Genomic DNA, 15386 nt, shown 5'->3' with positions numbered 1-15386 from the left:
GCACCATCCGGGTGACCCTCGGCTGGTGGCCACGTAGTTGCCGGTGCCGCCGGCAACGCCGGTCGCCAATCACGAGTCCGGCTTGAACCTTGACGGCTCATGGGTGAGAGACAGCAAGGGCGAGCCCGTGTGACGGCGCGGTGATCGATCGCTCGGGCCGGTGCCCGTCGACGGGCTACGCTCTCGTACGGGGAGCACTCCCGCGGTGGGGGAATCACGTACCGCGAGGGTGGTGATCTGCCGGTGGCTGTCCGCAGGGCGGCTTCAAGTTCCCGGCAGGAGCGGGCTGTCGGCGATGCCATGGCGGCTGCCCCGTTCGACCGGGCAACGCACAATGGCGTCCGCTCTCCGAGGAGGCGCTCCCGTCGCCACTGCCGCGGGCTCAACCCCCGTGGGGCCGGGCCAGGCCGTGGTCGTAAGCGAAGATCACCGCCTGGATGCGGTCGCGGGCACCGATCTTGGACAGGACACGGCCGACGTGGGTCTTCACCGTGGACTCGGCGAGGACGAAATGGCCGGCGATCTCGCTGTTGCTCCAGCCCTTGCCGATGGCGACGAGGATTTCGCGTTCGCGCTCGGTGAGGGAGGCAAGGCGCGGGTCCTGGGCGGAGCCGTCGCCGGCGGGTGGGACGAGGCGGGCGAACTCCTGGAGGAGGCGGCGGGTGAGTGCGGGGGCGATCACGGCGTCTCCGGCGGCCACCGCGCGGATGCCGGCGAGGAGTTCCTCGGGACGGACGTCCTTGAGCAGGAAGCCGCTGGCTCCGGCGCGCAGGGCGGCGTACACGTACTCGTCGATGTCGAAGGTGGTCAGGACGAGGACGCGGGAGCGGTCGCCGGTGGCGACGATCCGGCGGGTGGCCTCGATGCCGTCCATGCCGGGCATGCGTACGTCCATGAGGACGACGTCGGGGCGCAGTTCGGCGGCCTTGCGCACGGCTTCGGCTCCGTGGGCGGCCTCGCCGACCACCTCCGTCTCGGGCACGGAGTCCAGGAGCATGCGGAAGCCGTACCGCTGGAGCGGCTGGTCGTCCACGACGAGCACGGTGGTCACCGGGCACCGTCCTGGGGAGTGAGGTCGAGGTCGACCCGTACCGTCCAGCCGGCACCCGTGGGGTTCGCGCTGACCTGCCCTCCGTAGAGCGCCGCTCGTTCTCGCATGCCCACCAGGCCGTGTCCTTCCTCGTTCGCCGTGCGGGGACGGCCGGCCGGGGCGGGCGGGCCGGAGTCCTGGACGGTGATGGTCAGCCGCGTGTCCTCCACGACGAGCGCCAGGTTCGCACGCGCGCCGGCGCCGGCGTGTTTCAGGCTGTTCGTCAGGGCCTCCTGCACGATGCGGTAGACCGTCAGCTGCACCCCGCTGTCGAGGGCGTCGATGTCTCCGGCCGTACGGTAGACGACCTCCAGGCCCGCGGCGCGCACCGCCTCGCACAGCGCGTCGAGGTCGGCGAGGCCGGGCTGCGGGCTCAGTGCGGGCTCGGCCGGAGGACCGTCCGCCTCGCGCAGTACGCCGAGCACCCGGCGCAGTTCGCCCAGGGCCTGACGGCCGGCGTCGCCGATGAGGTGCAGGGCCTCTTTGCCGCGTTCCGGTGCGGCGCCGGCGGCATAGGCTCCCGCGTCGGCGAGGGTGATGATGACGGACAGGTTGTGGCCGACGATGTCGTGCATCTCCCGGGCCACTCGTGCCCGTTCCGCGGCGACCGCGAGTCGGTCCCGCTGGTCGCGTTCGATCTCCAGCCGCGCGGCACGGTCGCGCAGCCCGGCCAGCTGGGCCCGCCTGATGCGGATCACCAGGCCGAGTGCGAGTGCCGCCGTCGCCGTGCTGAGCAGGAAGAACAGCGCGTCCCAGACCGACACCGCCGCCGATACCCGCGCCGCGACCAGGCCCAGCGCACCCGCGCTGACCGCGCAGGCCCAGGGGAGCTGTCGTAGTCGCCCGTGCAGAGCCAGGCTGTACAGGGCGACGAAGAGGGCGACGTCCGCACGGAGTGCGGCGCCGAGGGACCACTGGAGGACGAACACGGCCGTGACGGCGCCGAAGGCCGCGGCGGGCGCCCGCCGCCGCCACAGCAGCGGCAGCACCAGCCCGGCCTGCAGGGCCAGCATGCCCGCCACGGGCAACCGGGTGAACACCAGACGGAAGCGGCGCGGGCCGTCGTGGTCCCCGCCGATCGAGCCGACCGCGTGCAGCAGGTCCGGCAGGCAGAACAGCAGGAGCACCAGGGCCACCACCGCGGTGTCCAGCACCCACGGACGGGCCCGGTCGGCCTGCCGGAACCGCTGGCCGGCCCGGCCGAGCCGGGCGACCAGCGGTCCCATCCCGCTGAGGTCTTCGACGGTCATGGCGGTCACCGGACCATGATGCGGGTGGCTGCCGCTCAGACGTCGCTGCGCAGCAGCCGGTACGCCGCTCCGGCCAGCGCCAGGGCCGTCCAGGCGAGGAAGACCAGGAGTCCGGCACCCGGCGACAGGGCGGTCGAGTCATGGGTCAGGGCGAAGACCGACTCGCCCGCGTGGCTGGGAAGGTAGGGGGTGATGTCGCCCTGCCACGAGCTGGGCAGCAGGGAGACCAGCCCGGGTACGAGCATGAGGGCGGCGACCAGGACCGAGATACCGCCGGCCACGGACCGCAGCAGCGCGCCCAGGGCGGCGCCGATCACGCCGACCAGGCCCAGGTAGAGCCCGGCACCCAGGAGACTGCGGACGACGCCGGCATGGCCGAGGCCCATGGCGGCGGGCGTGCCGGAGACGATCCGGCTGCCGACGAGGAAGGCGGCGAACGCGCCGACCGTCGCGATCACCAGTGCGACCAGTCCGTACACCGCCGCCTTGGACCACAGCACGGGCAGCCGGCGCGGCACCGCGGCCAGCGTCGAACGGATCATGCCGGTGGAGTACTCGCCCGCCGTGACCAGCACGCCGAGCACACCGAGGGCCAGCTGGGCGAAGTTCGTGCCGAACAGGGACAGGCTCACCGCCGTCGCGGAGGCGAAGTCGCCGTCCATGTGCCGGCCGGAGGCGAGGTTGGACTTGTAGTGGCTCGCGGCGATGACGCCGAAGGCGACGAGGAACAGCAGGCCCAGGCCGAGGGTGATCCAGGTGGAACGCAGGGACCAGAGTTTGGCCCACTCCGAGGACAGCACGCGCCGTCCGGTCACCCGGTAGGCGGGCCGGGACGGGGCGGCCAGGGCGGTCCCGGAGGTCTCGGGGGTTGCCGTGAGGGTGCTCATGCCGCGCTCCCGGAGGTGGTGGTGTCGGTGCCGGTCGTGGAGCCGTGGTACTCCACGGCGTCCCTGGTCAGTTCCATGAATGCCTCCTCCAGCGACACCGCCTTCGTGGTCAGCTCGAACAGCGGGATCCCGTGCTCGGCCGCCTTCAGCCCTATCTCCCGGGCGGACACCCCGGTGACCTGCAGTTCCTCGGATCCGACGCGGCCGGTGACCTCCACGCCCGGCCCGGCCAGGACGTCCCGCAGCCGCGCGGGGTCGTCCGTGGCCACCTTCACGGTGTCGCCGCCCGCCTCGCGGACCAGGTCCCGCACGGTCGTGTCGGCCAGCAGCCGGCCCCGGCCCACGACGATCAGGTGGTCCGCGACCAGCGCCACCTCGCTCATCAGGTGCGAGGAGACGAACACCGTGCGCCCCTCGGCCGCGAGGGAGGTGAGCAGATTGCGGATCCAGAGGACGCCCTCGGGGTCGAGTCCGTTGACCGGCTCGTCCAGCATCACCGTCTGCGGGTCGCCGAGCAGGGCCGCCGCGATACCGAGCCGCTGGCCCATGCCGAGGGAGAACGCGCCGGCCCGCTTCTTCGCGACGCTGCCGAGACCGGCGAGTTCCACGACCTCGTCGACCCGGCGGCGCGGAATGCCGTGGGTCAGCGCGAGCGCCCGGAGGTGGTTGTGGGCCGAGCGGCCCGGGTGGATCGACTTCGCCTCCAGCAGCGCCCCGACCTCCTGGAGCGGTGCCCGGTGGCGGGCGTAACGCCGTCCGTTCACCGTGACGGAGCCACTCGTCGGCGCGTCGAGCCCGACGATCATGCGCATCGTCGTGGACTTGCCCGCTCCGTTGGGGCCGAGAAATCCGGTCACCGTACCCGGCTTCACGGTGAAGTCCAGACCGTCGACGGCTGTCTTCTCCGCGTACCTCTTGGTGAGCTGCTGTGCCTCGATCATTCGCGTTCTCTCTTTCGGACTCCGGCGCCCGAAGCGCCTGACGCCTCCTCCGTCACGCTAAGTCCGCGATCTGCGCGATCCGGTGGTACCGGGGCCTGAAGTCCGCGGGGCGGGTGGTACCGGGGTACTACGACCCGGCGCTGTGCGCAGGGAGCGATCGATGAACCGACCGTCGCGCTGGACGCGCTCGCCGGCCGGCTGCCCGACCGCATGCGCGCGGCCGGCGCCGTCCGCCGGGCCGGAGCAGGGGCGTGCCGGTGCCGAGATGGATGTGGAGCTGCATTCCCTCGGCTTCCGAGACACATCTATATTGTCCGAGCAAGTAATGAACTAGTCGGTCTGATGGCTTGATCGCCGTGTTCGTAGCCCGCCCGTGAGCGCTACTCAGCTGCCTGTACGCTGGCTAGACATCTCGATCGTGATGCAGCTCACGCGCGCGCCGGGGAAGGCCGAGGGATAATTTCCTGTTCGGACAAGTAACGGTCGTGGACGTCCGCGCGGCCGTACGGACGCTCCCCCTCCCCGAAGAGAAGAGATGACGATGTCGAAGGCATTCGAGCCCTATGAGCTGGGTGGCAAGCGCCTGGCCAACCGCCTGGTGATGGCGCCGATGACCCGTAGCCGCGCCTACGGTCCCGGCCAGAGCCCCATGCCGCTGATGGCGGACTACTACGCGCAGCGCGCTTCCGCCGGGCTGATCGTGACCGAGGGCGTTCAGCCCTCGAGGGTCGGCCAGGGCTACCCCGACACCCCCGGCATCCACACCGCCGGGCAGGTCGCCGCCTGGCGCCATGTGACCGACGCCGTGCATGCCCGGGGCGGCGTGATCTACCTGCAGATCATGCACACCGGACGGGTCGGCCACCCCGCGCTGACGGGCCTGCAGCCCGTCGGCCCCTCCGCCGTCGCGGCGGCCGGGCAGGTGTACACCCACGACGGCCCCCAGGACTTCGTCACCCCGCACGAACTGACCGACGCCGAGGCCCGCGCCACCATCGCCGACTACGCCACCGCCGCCCGAGGCGCCGTCGAGGCCGGCTTCGACGGCGTGGAGCTGCACGGCGCCAACGGGTACCTCATCCACCAGTTCCTCGCCCCGAACAGCAACCGGCGCACCGACGCATGGGGCGGCAGCCCGGAAAAGCGCATCCGCTTCGCCGTTGAGACCGCCAGGGCCGTCGCCGCAGCCGTCGGCGCGGACAAGGTCGGCTTCCGCCTCTCCCCGGGCAACCCCTACAACGACATCGACGAGTCCGACACCGCCGACATGGAGGCCACCTACACCGCCCTGGTCGAGGCCCTCGCCCCGCTGAACCTCGCCTACCTGCACCAGCTGGAGGCCCCCGGCGTACGCGACCTGACGCTCCGGCTGCGCAAGGCATGGCCCACGACCTTCATCCTCAACCCCTTCACCGGCCAGGCGCCCACCGGCCCGGCCGAGCTGGAACTCGTCGACAACGGCACCGCCGACCTGCTCGCCTACGGCTCCCTCTTCCTCGCCAACCCCGACCTGCCCGCCCGCCTGGCCCAGGGAGGCCCGTTCAACACCCCCGACCCCGCCACCTTCTACGGCGGCGACGAGAAGGGCTTCACCGACTACCCCACGCTGGCCGAAGCCAGCTCCTGACGGTTCGGCGACGGACGCGGGCCCCGGGCACGCCACACCTGAGCAGCGCATACCCTGCCCTCAGGACGCGGACCCGAGGGCCCGCACGCGGCAGCCGGCCCCGCCGCCGGCGGCCGCGGCCGGCCCCGGCACAGGGCGGCCGCACGGGAGAGAGCAGAAGGAAGCACCATGGAATCCGAGGCAACGCCCCAGGTCCCCGATACCGGGGAACTCCCCGAGGCCGCACGCCGCGGGCCCATCAGCCATGCGATCTTCCGGGTGGCCCGCCTGCACCGCATGCTCGCCGGCCAACTGCTGCGCGAGGTCGGTCTGCACCCGGCCCAGGAGCTGGTCATGATGCAGTTGTGGGACCACGGCCGGATGCGCCAGACCGACCTCGCCCGGCACGTCGGTGCCGACGCCGCCACCATGACCCGCACCATCCAGCGCCTGGAGAAGGCAGGCTTCGTACGCCGCGTACGCTCCACCAGCGACAGGCGCTCCGTGCTCGTCGAACCCACCGCCGCCAGTCATGCCCTGCGCCAACAGGTCGAAGACCTCTGGGCCCGGCTCGAGGACTACGCCGCCGACGGCCTCACCGACGCCGAACGCGACGAGACCCTCGCCGTCCTCCAACGCCTCGAAACCAACCTCGCCACCCGCATCAACGACGCCGAACCATCCTCGCCCGCCGCAGCGTCAGGCGACGCTTGATCGTGTCGTCCTACCAGTAGCGCACCCGACCGGGCCCACAGGCGGCAGGCGCGCGCCGCCGGGCATTCCTGGACGGTGATCGGTGAACGCCTCGGCGTCTCGCGGCAGGCGGCTCGCCAGCGGTACGCGAACCGCGTCGAACGTCTCACCGAGGCACCCCCGGCGGTGGGGCTCGTCCGCGGACGTGACCTGGAGAGCGGTCTGTCCGCGGCGCTGGCTGCCGCGGAGGCGGACGGACTGGCCGAGGCAGGCACCGAGCACCTTCTCCACGGCCTGCTCACCGACGGCGTGGCCGCGGCCACCCTGGAGCGGCTCGGCGTCACCCGGGACAAGATCCGCGAGGCGAGCCGCAGGCTCTTCGACCACCCCGGTACGGCGAGGTCCCGGGGTGCCGTGTTCTCGAGCGAGGCGAAGGCCGCGCTGGCCGCTGCCGAACAGCTGGCCACGGAACGCGCACCCGACCGCGCCCCGGTCGTGGTCACCGCGCCGCAGCTGCTCGCGGCCATCGCGGCCAACCCCGGTTCCCGGGCCCGCCGGGTGCTCAACGATCTCGGCGTCGACGTGGCGGACATCAAGCACCAGCTGCACTGCTACATCAGCGTCCCCCGTACGGTGTTCGGACGCCGGACCCGTCGTAAGCGCCGCGTCGACGACACCGCCGCCCGCTGTTCCTTCTGCGGCCACCCGGCGAGCGCCGAACGCCGCCTGGTCGCCGGCCCCGACGCCTGGATCTGCGCCGACTGCCTCACGCTGTGCGGCGAGATCCTCGCCGGGCCCGGGGGCAGTGGGGCGGGCGTCACCTTTGTCCGATGAGCCTTCCGGGTGATGACCGAGCCTGATCAGGAACGGGGTGAGTTACCGCGACAGCGGTGGTGCGGCGGCGCCTGGGAGCACGCCCACGGGGCGCGTGCGGCATCGCCGTACCGAAGGGTGGCGGGAGGGCCGGCAGGTCCGATGCGCCGCGCGGCACGGTGGCGGAGGATGGACGAGAGCCCGGCGGGCGATCGCGGAGCGGGCTCGGCGAGGAGGCGCGGCATGGCGAAACCGGTCGTCGTGGGAGTCGACGGCTCACCGTCCAGCCTGGACGCGGTCGAGACGGCGGCACACGAGGCGGTGCTGAGCGGGGTCGGCCTGCGGCTGGTGCACGCCTTCGGGTGGCCGTCGATCCATCCACCGCCCGGGGGGCCGCCTTGGGATCCTGCCAGGGCCGGGGTGCGCGAGTTGGTGGACGGAACGCTGGCCGAGGCCGAACGCCGGGCACGCGAGGTCGGGCCGCGTGTGGACATCACACGAGAGGTCACCGTCGGCGAGCCGCTGATGGTGCTGGAGATCGAGTCGCGCACCGCCTCGCTCGTCGTGGTGGGCAGCCGCGGGCGGGGCGCGTTCGGCAGCCTGCTGCTCGGTTCCACCGCCGTGCATCTGGCCGCGTACAGCCATTGCCCGGTGCTGGTGGTGCGGGGCAGACCGGACCCGACCGGTCCCGTGCTGCTGGCGGTGGACGGTTCCCCGGCGGGCGAACGCGCCGTCGAGTTCGCCTTCGCCGAAGCGTCGATGCGCGGTGCGGACCTGCTGGCCCTGCACGTGTGGAACACCTGGAGCGAACAGGCCTACGAGGGACCGGGCGACCCGCTGAACATGGTCGTCGACATCGACCGGCTCCGCGAGGAGGAGCAGCGGCTGCTGGACGAGACCCTGTCTCCGTGGCAGACGCGCTACCCCCAGGTCGCGGTGGAGCGGCGCCTGGTGCGCTCCCGGATCCGTTCGGCGCTGATCGAAGCGAGCCAGGACGCGCAGCTGGTCGTGACCGGTGCGCGCGGACGCGGTGGCTTCACCGGCCTGCTGCTCGGCTCGGTCAGCCAGGCCCTGCTGCATCACGCGCACTGCTCGGTCGCCGTGGTCCGCGGCAAGGAGTGACCACCGCCGCCTCTGCGCCGGGCCTTTGACGTCGGCACCGGTCAGGTGAGCCGACAGCCGAGGGCTGTCGGAGTCGTGCGAGGCTGTCGGAGTCGTGCGGTTGCCGAGAGCCGACAGCGGGCCTCGCTCGCACAGCCCGCCAGGGCGGTGGCCGGCATGGTCGGCACGTTGTGCTCTGCGAAGATTTTCCACACAGCTGTGGGCAGCGGAGCCGGATGGGGCGTTGGGCCCTCCGGCCCTATGCTCGGGAACTGTGGCCCAGACCCACTGAGGTCCCGCGGATCCATCCTGGCATTGACGCTGAAGTCGGCCGAGGGAAGTGATCGGCATGATGTGGTACGACGGCGGATGGGGCTGGGGCGGCTGGATCGTCATGACGCTGTTCATGGTCCTGTTCTGGGCCGTCCTGATCGTCGGGCTCATCGCACTCGTGCGCTACCTCGCCGGTACGCGTCACCACCAGCAGCCCGGCTCGCCTCCACCTTCCGGATGGGGCGGAGGGCAGAACCGAGGAGCCGAGAACCTGCTCGCCGAGCGGTTTGCGCGCGGTGAGATCGACGAGGACGAGTACAGACGTCGGCTCGCGCTGCTTCGGGAGCACCGATGACTCCGCATCGCCGCCGAGAGGTGTGGACGGCGATCGCCATTGCTGCGGCGGCCTTGATTCTGGGCGTTGCCACGACGGGCCTGATGGCCGCGTCCGGCGCGTTTCACGGAGTGGCACCGTCCTGGAGAGCGCAAAGCTCACGATGCATTGCACCGGCCGCGAAAGGCAGTCCGGTCGATGTGACCGTGTGGGACACGGGACGGATGATGCCGGGCCCGAACCGGCCCGCGCCGAACAACGGCCGTCCCGGCTGGCACGGCATGGGCATGATGCGCCTGATGGCCCACCCTGCGACCGTTCCGTCGGGGATGGTGACGGTACGGGTGGTCAATGCGGGAGCCCTCACACATGAGGTGATCGTGTTGCCGCTGTCGGCGGGCCATACCGCCGGACAACGTGCCATCGGCTCCGACGGCCGGGTATCGGAGGCGGGCAGTCTCGGCGAGGCGTCGCGCACCTGCGGCAGCGGTGCCGGAGAGGGCATTGCCTCCGGGGCGGCGGCCTGGACCACGGTGACGCTGCGGCCGGGCCGCTACGAGATGGTGTGCAATGTCCCGGGCCACTACGCGGCCGGCATGTATGCAGAGCTGGACGTCACTCGGTGAGCTGAAACGCCAGAGCGTTCACTCAGGAAACGCGCCCGTTCTGGACCGGCCAAGGGTCCGTTGCGGGGTGTCAGCGCGCAGAACCGGGGTGCGAAGGACTCGGTGGGACCGCAAGCGCAGGAGCCCTCCCGTCCGCTGCACGGAAGGGCTCCTGACCTGGTGTTTCTCCGGGGCCTCGGCAGGATTCGAACCCGCGACACCCGCTTCAGCAGCGAGGTTGGGCGATCACGTGCCTGACTTGCGGGTTCCCTGCCCTGGACGAAGTCCGGTTGCCGGCACGAGAGGGGCACCGCCCGGGGACCGTGCCACGACTGCTGTCAGGGTCCCGAGAGTTCATCGGCGGTCCGTGCGGTTGCCTTACGCGGTACCAGCCCGGCAAGCAGAGCTGTGGCCAGGCCGACCACATCCGCGTACGCCCCTACGATCTCCGCCACTGCACTGCACTTGATGACGATGACGACCACGACGGTGATCAGCCACAGTTCGGTCCTAGGGTTTGACAGACCCCGTGGGGGCAGAGTCACACTCATAATTGAACCTCCTGAAGGTTCGCACCCACCCTTTCACTCTCGCCGGGAAGCCTGCGTGACGGGGTGGGTTTTTCCGTCTGACACATCCGAGTGTGACTGACGGGCTGTCAGGCCTCAAAGTCAAGAGCTGCACCAGGAAGCTGCATCAGCAGGAAGTTCCACCGGCCGCCCCAGCCACGACGCCTTCTGACCTCATGCACTGTGTGCTTGCCTCTTGGGTGGGCGGAGGAGCGGAGCGACGACGGGCGCTTGAACCAGCACAACCAGCACAGAAAGTTGTGACTCACTGGCCGGGGCCGGTGGATCGATCAGCTCCCGAGCTTCGGGCCTCCGCGATGTGGCGGCCGTGCTCGGCAGCTCGTAGCAGTGACTGGGCTACCCGTTCGGCGTCGTCGGGGTGCAGGTGGATCTTCTGGGCCCACAGCACTGACAGTCGTACGGTGCCGTTCAGGAGGTTCGTTGCTACATCCACCTCGACGCCGTCGCCGGTGCTGTCGGTGACGTCCAGGTCCGGATCGCTGCTGTAGGCGCTCATGCGACTGAGCATGCATGAGGCCCTTCAGGTGCCAGGCCGGGCGAAAGAAGGCGTCACCAGCAGGACGAGGTGTGGCGGGCCGCTGCTCGTTTCGCGCCTGACGCGGGCCGCTGGGAGGTGCTTTTCGAGACCCAGGACGAGTCGGAATGGCACGCTCATATCCGCCGTCCCCGGGCGTCGGACACGCAGATCGACCGGGCGGCGATGCGGGTGGACAGGCTCTGTGGGCGCCTGACGCAACCGACCACCTTCCGGCTGAGCCTCTTCGTGCCGAAGGCCAGGTCCGTCCCTGCTGCGTAGGACACGGAGAGCAAGTCGCCTCCCTGCGAGGACGGCAGGCTTACGTGTGCGGTGCCGGGCCGAATCGGCTCCGTCAGCGGCGGTAGCAGTACGAATCCGATGAGGCGTCGCCGCCCTGCAGCCGCGTCTGGTGCACGCGCAGGCCGAGGAAGTCCGTGCCGTGCGGGAAGAAGCGGCTGTCCACCGAGAGCCCTCCGTGCGAGGTGTCGGCGTCGAGCTTGACCATCCACGGGTCGATGCCCGCGGGATAGAACTGTTCGTCCCAGGCGGAGTACAGGGAGTTGGTCAGGTACACGCGCCGCCCGTCGCGGCTGAGCTCGACCATCTGCGCTCCGCCCGTCAGCGGAACGCCCGGCTCGGCAGGGTGCGGCTGCCGGCCGACGATGCCGCCAAGACGCACGGCCGCGGTCTGCCTCGGATGGAACGGGTCGCTCACGTCGTACTGGAGCAGGTCGCCGGTTCCCCATGCGGATATGTACAGCCAGTGATCGTCCACCGACAGGTCGATGTCGGTGATCAAGGGGGGCACGGCGCCGAACGGCTGCAGCGCCGGGGGCAGGTCCTCCGTCTCGGCGGGCTCGGCCGGGACGGTGATCACCTTGCGGACCACGAAGTCATCGCCCTCCCGGTTCCACAACCACACCGATGCCGAGAGGTCCTCCACGTTGACCACGGTGTTGGTGAACCCCCATGTCGCCTCGGGGTCGTGCGCGGGGCGCAGTTCCAGCACCATCTGGTTCTCGTCCCCCAGATCGACGCGCTGCAGGTGCCGGCCGGAGTCGAGCTCCCAGAAGTGCAGAGCGTGGCCGTACCGGCGACCCAGCAGCAGTTCGGGGACAAGGCCGTCCTCGATCATCGAGGGGGTGCCCCACTCGCTCGTCACGGCGATGTTCTGGCGCAGATGCCACCAGACGTCGTAGGCGAGCCGCTGCGGCCCGCGGTCACTCTCCCAGGCACGCAGGACCTCAAAGCTTTCGTGGTCCAGGAGCGCGACGCCGCCGGGCCCGTCCGCACCGTCCGCGCCGCCCAGGCAGGACAGGAAGACGCCGTCGGGACCACAGTGCAGTGTGTGCGGACGTGAGTACCCGGCCTTGGCGGCCAGCTCCTCGGGCTCGACCACCCTGACCAGGCGGGGGCGGGAGGGATCAGGGGTGGTGTCGAATACGTGCAGCCGGGACGAGCGCAGTCCCGGGACGATGAGGTAGCGGCGAGAGGCGTGGTGATGACCGGCGTGTGCCAGCGCGCTGGAGCAGGCGTTCCAGCCGAAGTGGTGCAGTTCGTTGCCCAGGTCGGGCAGCTCGGCGTGGGAGGTCACACGGCCGTATGCGGGGGATTCGGGGTCGGTGTCGACGGTGAACAAAGCGTCCGCGCGCTGTGCGGTCGGGTCGAATCCGACGACATAGGCGAGCTTCTCCGGGGGTGCGGCGACGGCATCCGCCGGAGTGCGGTACAAGGTGGGGTCACGGTGGTCGTCGCGGTCGGGAACGTGCTCGGTCGTCCTCATGGCTGTTCCTTACTCCCGAACGGGAGCCTGGTGCCGGACGAGCTTCCGGCGGAGAGCCTGGCTCATTCGATCGGGACCGACGTGCAGACGAGGAACGGATGTTGCAGGTCGATATGCCACATATCGAGCGTTTCACAGCCCCGGAGCTCTGCCAAGGCGACAGCGCGACGGCGCGACCGCCTGAGCGTGCATGGGCTTCTGGCCGCTGACAGCCCCGGACGAGACACCCGAGGCCGACCAGAGCCGCTCTCTGGGGGAGAAACCCCAGGTGCCGCTTCAGGAGTTCGATCACTGCGGTCGGCGACCGGGCCTCATACGTCCTCGACCTCGGCCGCGGGTCCATCGGCGATTGCGTACGCGGGTGGGCGCTGACCCGGAAAGACGGTGACCTGCGCGTTCCTGGATTGCTCACCGTCGTTCTGCGTTGGTCGCCGCTCGGTCGAGCACGCACGGGGCACGATGCCCACCAGGGCTATTCGTAGATCCGAGCGGCATCCAGGGCACGGGCGAAGAACGTCCAGTCACCTTCTGGGGGCAGGGCGTGCCCGAAGTTCCGGTACCACCCCGGAGACGCGGCGACCCAGGCTTCCAGGGCTTCCAGGAACCTGTCCAGCGTCGGGTTCTCCCACTGTTGGCTGTTGGCTGCGCAGTCGGCACGAAGACGCGCCAGGAAGGCGCTGAAGGCCTCGCGATCGCCAATGTGATCGTCAGGCGCCAGGGGGCTCGTCATGATTGCGACCCTGCGTAGGTTCGGGATAGTTCCCGCGATGCCGACTGCTGCAGCTCGGTGATGACGATGATCTGCGCGACACGTCCGGGCTCTGTCTTGAGCACGGGAAACGTGTCGAGGAATCGGTGGGCGGATGTGGGGACGAGGAGCGAGTACGCCAGCAACTCGACGGCGTCGAGCCGGCTGGTGCCCTGCCGGATCTCCCCTACCGGGGACACACTGAGCTTTCAACGGAGGACCCTGCCTGAGGGCGCGTTCCCATGTTCGTTCCCATGCAAGGCCAAAAGGCCCCTCGGAGACGTCTCCGAGGGGCCCATCTGGCGCATCGTGCCTGGTCAGGCATTGTGCCCCCGGCAGGATTCGAACCTGCGACACCCGCTTTAGGAGAGCGGTGCTCTATCCCCTGAGCTACGAAGGCGGGGATCTCCGTGAGATCCGCGACTAGCGTAGCGGATGAGGGGTCCGGCGGGGGAAGGTCCCTGCTCGGGGGTGGTCAGGTCGGGGGTACGTGGGTGAAGCGGGAGGCCGTGTGGAGGTCAGCTTCTATGCGGGCGGCCGTTTCGCGCAGGGGTGGGAGGAGGACGTCGACGCACTCCTCGGGGGTGTGGCGGGCCGCGTGGGTGGCGATGTCGGCCGCGGCGACCGTGTGGCCCGCGCGGTCGCGGATCGGGACGGCGATCGCGCGCAGGCCCGCTTCCAGTTCCGCGTCGACCAGGGAGTAGGGGTGGGGTGACACCTCGCCCGGCGTGTCCGGCGTGTCCGGCGTGTCCGGTGGGTTTGTCAGGAGGGCTCGGCCGAGGGCCGTGGCGTGGGCGGGGAGGCGGGTGCCGACCGTGATGTCCACGCTCATGATGCGGGGCGTGGCCGCTCGGGCCGTGTACTGGATCTCCTCGGCGGAGGGGGTCAGGACCGCGAGGGACGCCGACTCGTGGACCTCGGCCGCCAGGTCCTCCAGGTGGGGCTGGGCGATGCGGGCGAGCGAGGTGCGGGACAGGGGCGGGAAGCCCAGGGAGAGGACCCTGGGGGTGAGGGTGAAGGCGTGGGTGTCCGGTGAGTGCCTCACCAGGCCCAGGTGCTCGTAGGTGATCAGCGCTCTGCGTGCCGTCGCCCTCGCCAGGCCCGTCGCCTTCGCCACCTCCGTCAGGGTCAGCGCCGGTCTGTCCTCGCCGAAGGCTGTGAGGACCGTCAGGCCGCGGGCCAGGGATTCCACGAACTCCCTGCCCAGTTCCTGTTTCGACGCCGCCGTCCAGGTCGCCAGGTCCGAGGGGGCCGGCGTGGCACGCGGGGGCGGCGGCTCCCGGAGGTCCCGTTCCATCGCCGTCACCGTTTCCCGCAGGCGCGGCAGCAGGGTCGTACGCAGGTCGTCGGCCGAGTGGCGGCTGGTGTGGCTCACCACGCTCGCCACGCAGGCGATCCGGCCCGTCGCCGGGTCCCGCACCGGCACCGAGACCGCCACCAGGCCCGGCTCGATCAGCTGGTCGTCCAGCGACCAGCCGTCCCGTGCCGCGCGCGCGGTCCGCTCGGCGAAGTCGTCCGGCTCCGTGTGCCGCCTCGGCGGGATCGCTGGAAAGCCTGTGTCCTGCGGGTCCCGCGCGCGGCGCTCCCGCCGGCTCCGCCACTCCTCCCTCGTCCACTCCGTCGCGAACAGCGGGCCGGGAGCGGTGCGTTCGGCCGGAAGCAGGTCGCCGATGCGGAAGCTCAGGGACATCGCGCGGCGCCGGGTCGCCTGGTGGATGAAACGGATGCCGTCCCGGTCGCCGACCGCCAGCGACACCGACTCGTCCAGTTCGTCGGCGAGGGCGTCGGCACGCGCGTCGAGCAGGGCGGGCAGGCGGAGGGCGGCCAGGTAGGCGTTGCCGAGCTCCATCAGGCGCGGGGTGAGGACGACGTCCCTGCCGTCGCGGCCCTCCAGGCGTACGTATCCCATGTGGGCGAGCGTCGCCGTGATGCGGTCCACGGTGGAGCGGGCCAGGCCCGTGGCGCGCTCCAGGCCGCTCGGGCTCAGCGTTCCGCCGGCCTCCGTCAGCCGTCGTAGCACCGCGACTCCCCGCATCAGCGGCGTGACCGCCTCGGCGGGGGCGGTCCCCTGGGGTTCCGGCGCGGCGGTCCCCTGAGGGCCTGGCGTCGTGTGCGCGGGTGCGGGCATCGGTTCGGTCGGTTCTCCGGTACGGCG

At 70.9% G+C, this 15386-nt stretch carries 14 protein-coding genes and 1 tRNA gene; 6 read left to right on the top strand and 9 right to left on the bottom strand.

The window, feature by feature from the left end:
* Positions 1-382: 382 nt before the first annotated feature.
* Genes R2S09_RS18105 through R2S09_RS18090 form a run of 4 tightly spaced genes read right to left on the bottom strand, consistent with a single transcriptional unit; the run spans position 383 to position 4168 of the window.
* Positions 383-1051, bottom strand: a complete 669-nt coding sequence (locus R2S09_RS18105; protein WP_306186550.1) for a response regulator transcription factor — start codon at positions 1049-1051, stop codon at positions 383-385.
* Positions 1048-2340, bottom strand: a complete 1293-nt coding sequence (locus R2S09_RS18100; protein ID WP_306186830.1) for a sensor histidine kinase — start codon at positions 2338-2340, stop codon at positions 1048-1050. The genes R2S09_RS18105 and R2S09_RS18100 overlap by 4 nt, the downstream gene beginning before the upstream one ends.
* Before the next feature lie 35 nt (positions 2341-2375).
* Positions 2376-3227 (bottom strand): ABC transporter permease, encoded by an 852-nt coding sequence (locus tag R2S09_RS18095; protein WP_306186549.1) that lies wholly within the window; start codon positions 3225-3227, stop codon positions 2376-2378.
* A complete protein-coding gene (locus R2S09_RS18090; protein ID WP_306186547.1) occupies positions 3224-4168 on the bottom strand; it encodes an ATP-binding cassette domain-containing protein in 945 nt (314 codons plus the stop codon). The genes R2S09_RS18095 and R2S09_RS18090 overlap by 4 nt, the downstream gene beginning before the upstream one ends.
* Positions 4169-4709: 541 nt before the next feature.
* Between R2S09_RS18090 and R2S09_RS18085 the strand changes: the two genes are divergently transcribed.
* The 6 genes from R2S09_RS18085 (at position 4710) to R2S09_RS18060 (ending at position 9614) form a co-directional block, all read left to right on the top strand.
* Entirely contained in the window at positions 4710-5795 is a 1086-nt protein-coding gene (locus R2S09_RS18085; protein WP_316742035.1) for an alkene reductase, read from the top strand.
* Positions 5796-5963: 168 nt separating this feature from the next.
* A complete protein-coding gene (locus R2S09_RS18080; protein WP_316742034.1) occupies positions 5964-6488 on the top strand; it encodes a MarR family transcriptional regulator in 525 nt (174 codons plus the stop codon).
* Positions 6489-6563: 75 nt separating this feature from the next.
* On the top strand, positions 6564-7301 hold the full coding sequence (locus tag R2S09_RS18075; protein ID WP_316742033.1) for a Clp protease N-terminal domain-containing protein: 738 nt from the start codon (positions 6564-6566) through the stop codon (positions 7299-7301).
* A gap of 222 nt (positions 7302-7523) precedes the next feature.
* Complete coding sequence (locus R2S09_RS18070; protein ID WP_306186539.1) at positions 7524-8402, top strand: universal stress protein; 879 nt, start codon at positions 7524-7526, stop codon at positions 8400-8402.
* Between the two features lie 328 nt (positions 8403-8730).
* The gene (locus R2S09_RS18065; protein WP_316742032.1) at positions 8731-9009 is read left to right on the top strand and encodes an SHOCT domain-containing protein; all 279 of its coding nucleotides are present in this window, start codon (positions 8731-8733) and stop codon (positions 9007-9009) included.
* The gene (locus tag R2S09_RS18060) at positions 9006-9614 is read left to right on the top strand and encodes a sulfocyanin-like copper-binding protein (RefSeq protein WP_316742031.1); all 609 of its coding nucleotides are present in this window, start codon (positions 9006-9008) and stop codon (positions 9612-9614) included. Before R2S09_RS18065 ends, R2S09_RS18060 begins: the two co-directional genes overlap by 4 nt.
* A gap of 813 nt (positions 9615-10427) precedes the next feature.
* Here R2S09_RS18060 and R2S09_RS18055 read toward each other — a convergent pair.
* The 5 genes from R2S09_RS18055 to R2S09_RS18035 form a co-directional block, all read right to left on the bottom strand.
* A complete protein-coding gene (locus R2S09_RS18055) occupies positions 10428-10679 on the bottom strand; it encodes a hypothetical protein (RefSeq protein ID WP_316742030.1) in 252 nt (83 codons plus the stop codon).
* Between the two features lie 373 nt (positions 10680-11052).
* Positions 11053-12483 (bottom strand): selenium-binding protein SBP56-related protein, encoded by a 1431-nt coding sequence (locus R2S09_RS18050; protein ID WP_316742029.1) that lies wholly within the window; start codon positions 12481-12483, stop codon positions 11053-11055.
* Positions 12484-12955: 472 nt separating this feature from the next.
* Positions 12956-13213 carry a hypothetical protein gene (locus tag R2S09_RS18045; protein ID WP_316742027.1) on the bottom strand — a complete coding sequence of 86 codons (258 nt, stop codon included), beginning with the start codon at positions 13211-13213 and terminating at the stop codon, positions 12956-12958.
* A 345-nt stretch (positions 13214-13558) separates the two neighbouring features.
* Positions 13559-13631: transfer RNA gene (locus R2S09_RS18040), tRNA-Arg, on the bottom strand.
* Positions 13632-13706: 75 nt separating this feature from the next.
* On the bottom strand, positions 13707-15359 hold the full coding sequence (locus R2S09_RS18035) for an IclR family transcriptional regulator C-terminal domain-containing protein (protein WP_399144081.1): 1653 nt from the start codon (positions 15357-15359) through the stop codon (positions 13707-13709).
* Positions 15360-15386 lie beyond the last annotated feature (27 nt).

Origin of the sequence: Streptomyces sp. MK7 (genome assembly GCF_032658145.1) — a bacterium.
GTDB lineage: Bacteria > Actinomycetota > Actinomycetes > Streptomycetales > Streptomycetaceae > Streptomyces > Streptomyces spiralis.
The sequence above is the reverse complement of the archived record's forward strand: the minus strand, read 5'-3'. Positions and strand labels throughout refer to the sequence as shown.

Coding starts and splice junctions, on each gene's coding strand:
- R2S09_RS18100 (WP_306186830.1), bottom strand. CDS start 2,340: ATGACCGTCGAAGACCTCAGCGGGATGGGACCGCTGGTCGCCCGGCTC.
- R2S09_RS18095 (WP_306186549.1), bottom strand. CDS start 3,227: ATGAGCACCCTCACGGCAACCCCCGAGACCTCCGGGACCGCCCTGGCC.
- R2S09_RS18090 (WP_306186547.1), bottom strand. CDS start 4,168: ATGATCGAGGCACAGCAGCTCACCAAGAGGTACGCGGAGAAGACAGCC.
- R2S09_RS18085 (WP_316742035.1), top strand. CDS start 4,710: ATGTCGAAGGCATTCGAGCCCTATGAGCTGGGTGGCAAGCGCCTGGCC.
- R2S09_RS18080 (WP_316742034.1), top strand. CDS start 5,964: ATGGAATCCGAGGCAACGCCCCAGGTCCCCGATACCGGGGAACTCCCC.
- R2S09_RS18070 (WP_306186539.1), top strand. CDS start 7,524: ATGGCGAAACCGGTCGTCGTGGGAGTCGACGGCTCACCGTCCAGCCTG.
- R2S09_RS18065 (WP_316742032.1), top strand. CDS start 8,731: ATGATGTGGTACGACGGCGGATGGGGCTGGGGCGGCTGGATCGTCATG.
- R2S09_RS18060 (WP_316742031.1), top strand. CDS start 9,006: ATGACTCCGCATCGCCGCCGAGAGGTGTGGACGGCGATCGCCATTGCT.
- R2S09_RS18055 (WP_316742030.1), bottom strand. CDS start 10,679: ATGAGCGCCTACAGCAGCGATCCGGACCTGGACGTCACCGACAGCACC.
- R2S09_RS18050 (WP_316742029.1), bottom strand. CDS start 12,483: ATGAGGACGACCGAGCACGTTCCCGACCGCGACGACCACCGTGACCCC.
- R2S09_RS18045 (WP_316742027.1), bottom strand. CDS start 13,213: ATGACGAGCCCCCTGGCGCCTGACGATCACATTGGCGATCGCGAGGCC.
- R2S09_RS18035 (WP_399144081.1), bottom strand. CDS start 15,359: ATGCCCGCACCCGCGCACACGACGCCAGGCCCTCAGGGGACCGCCGCG.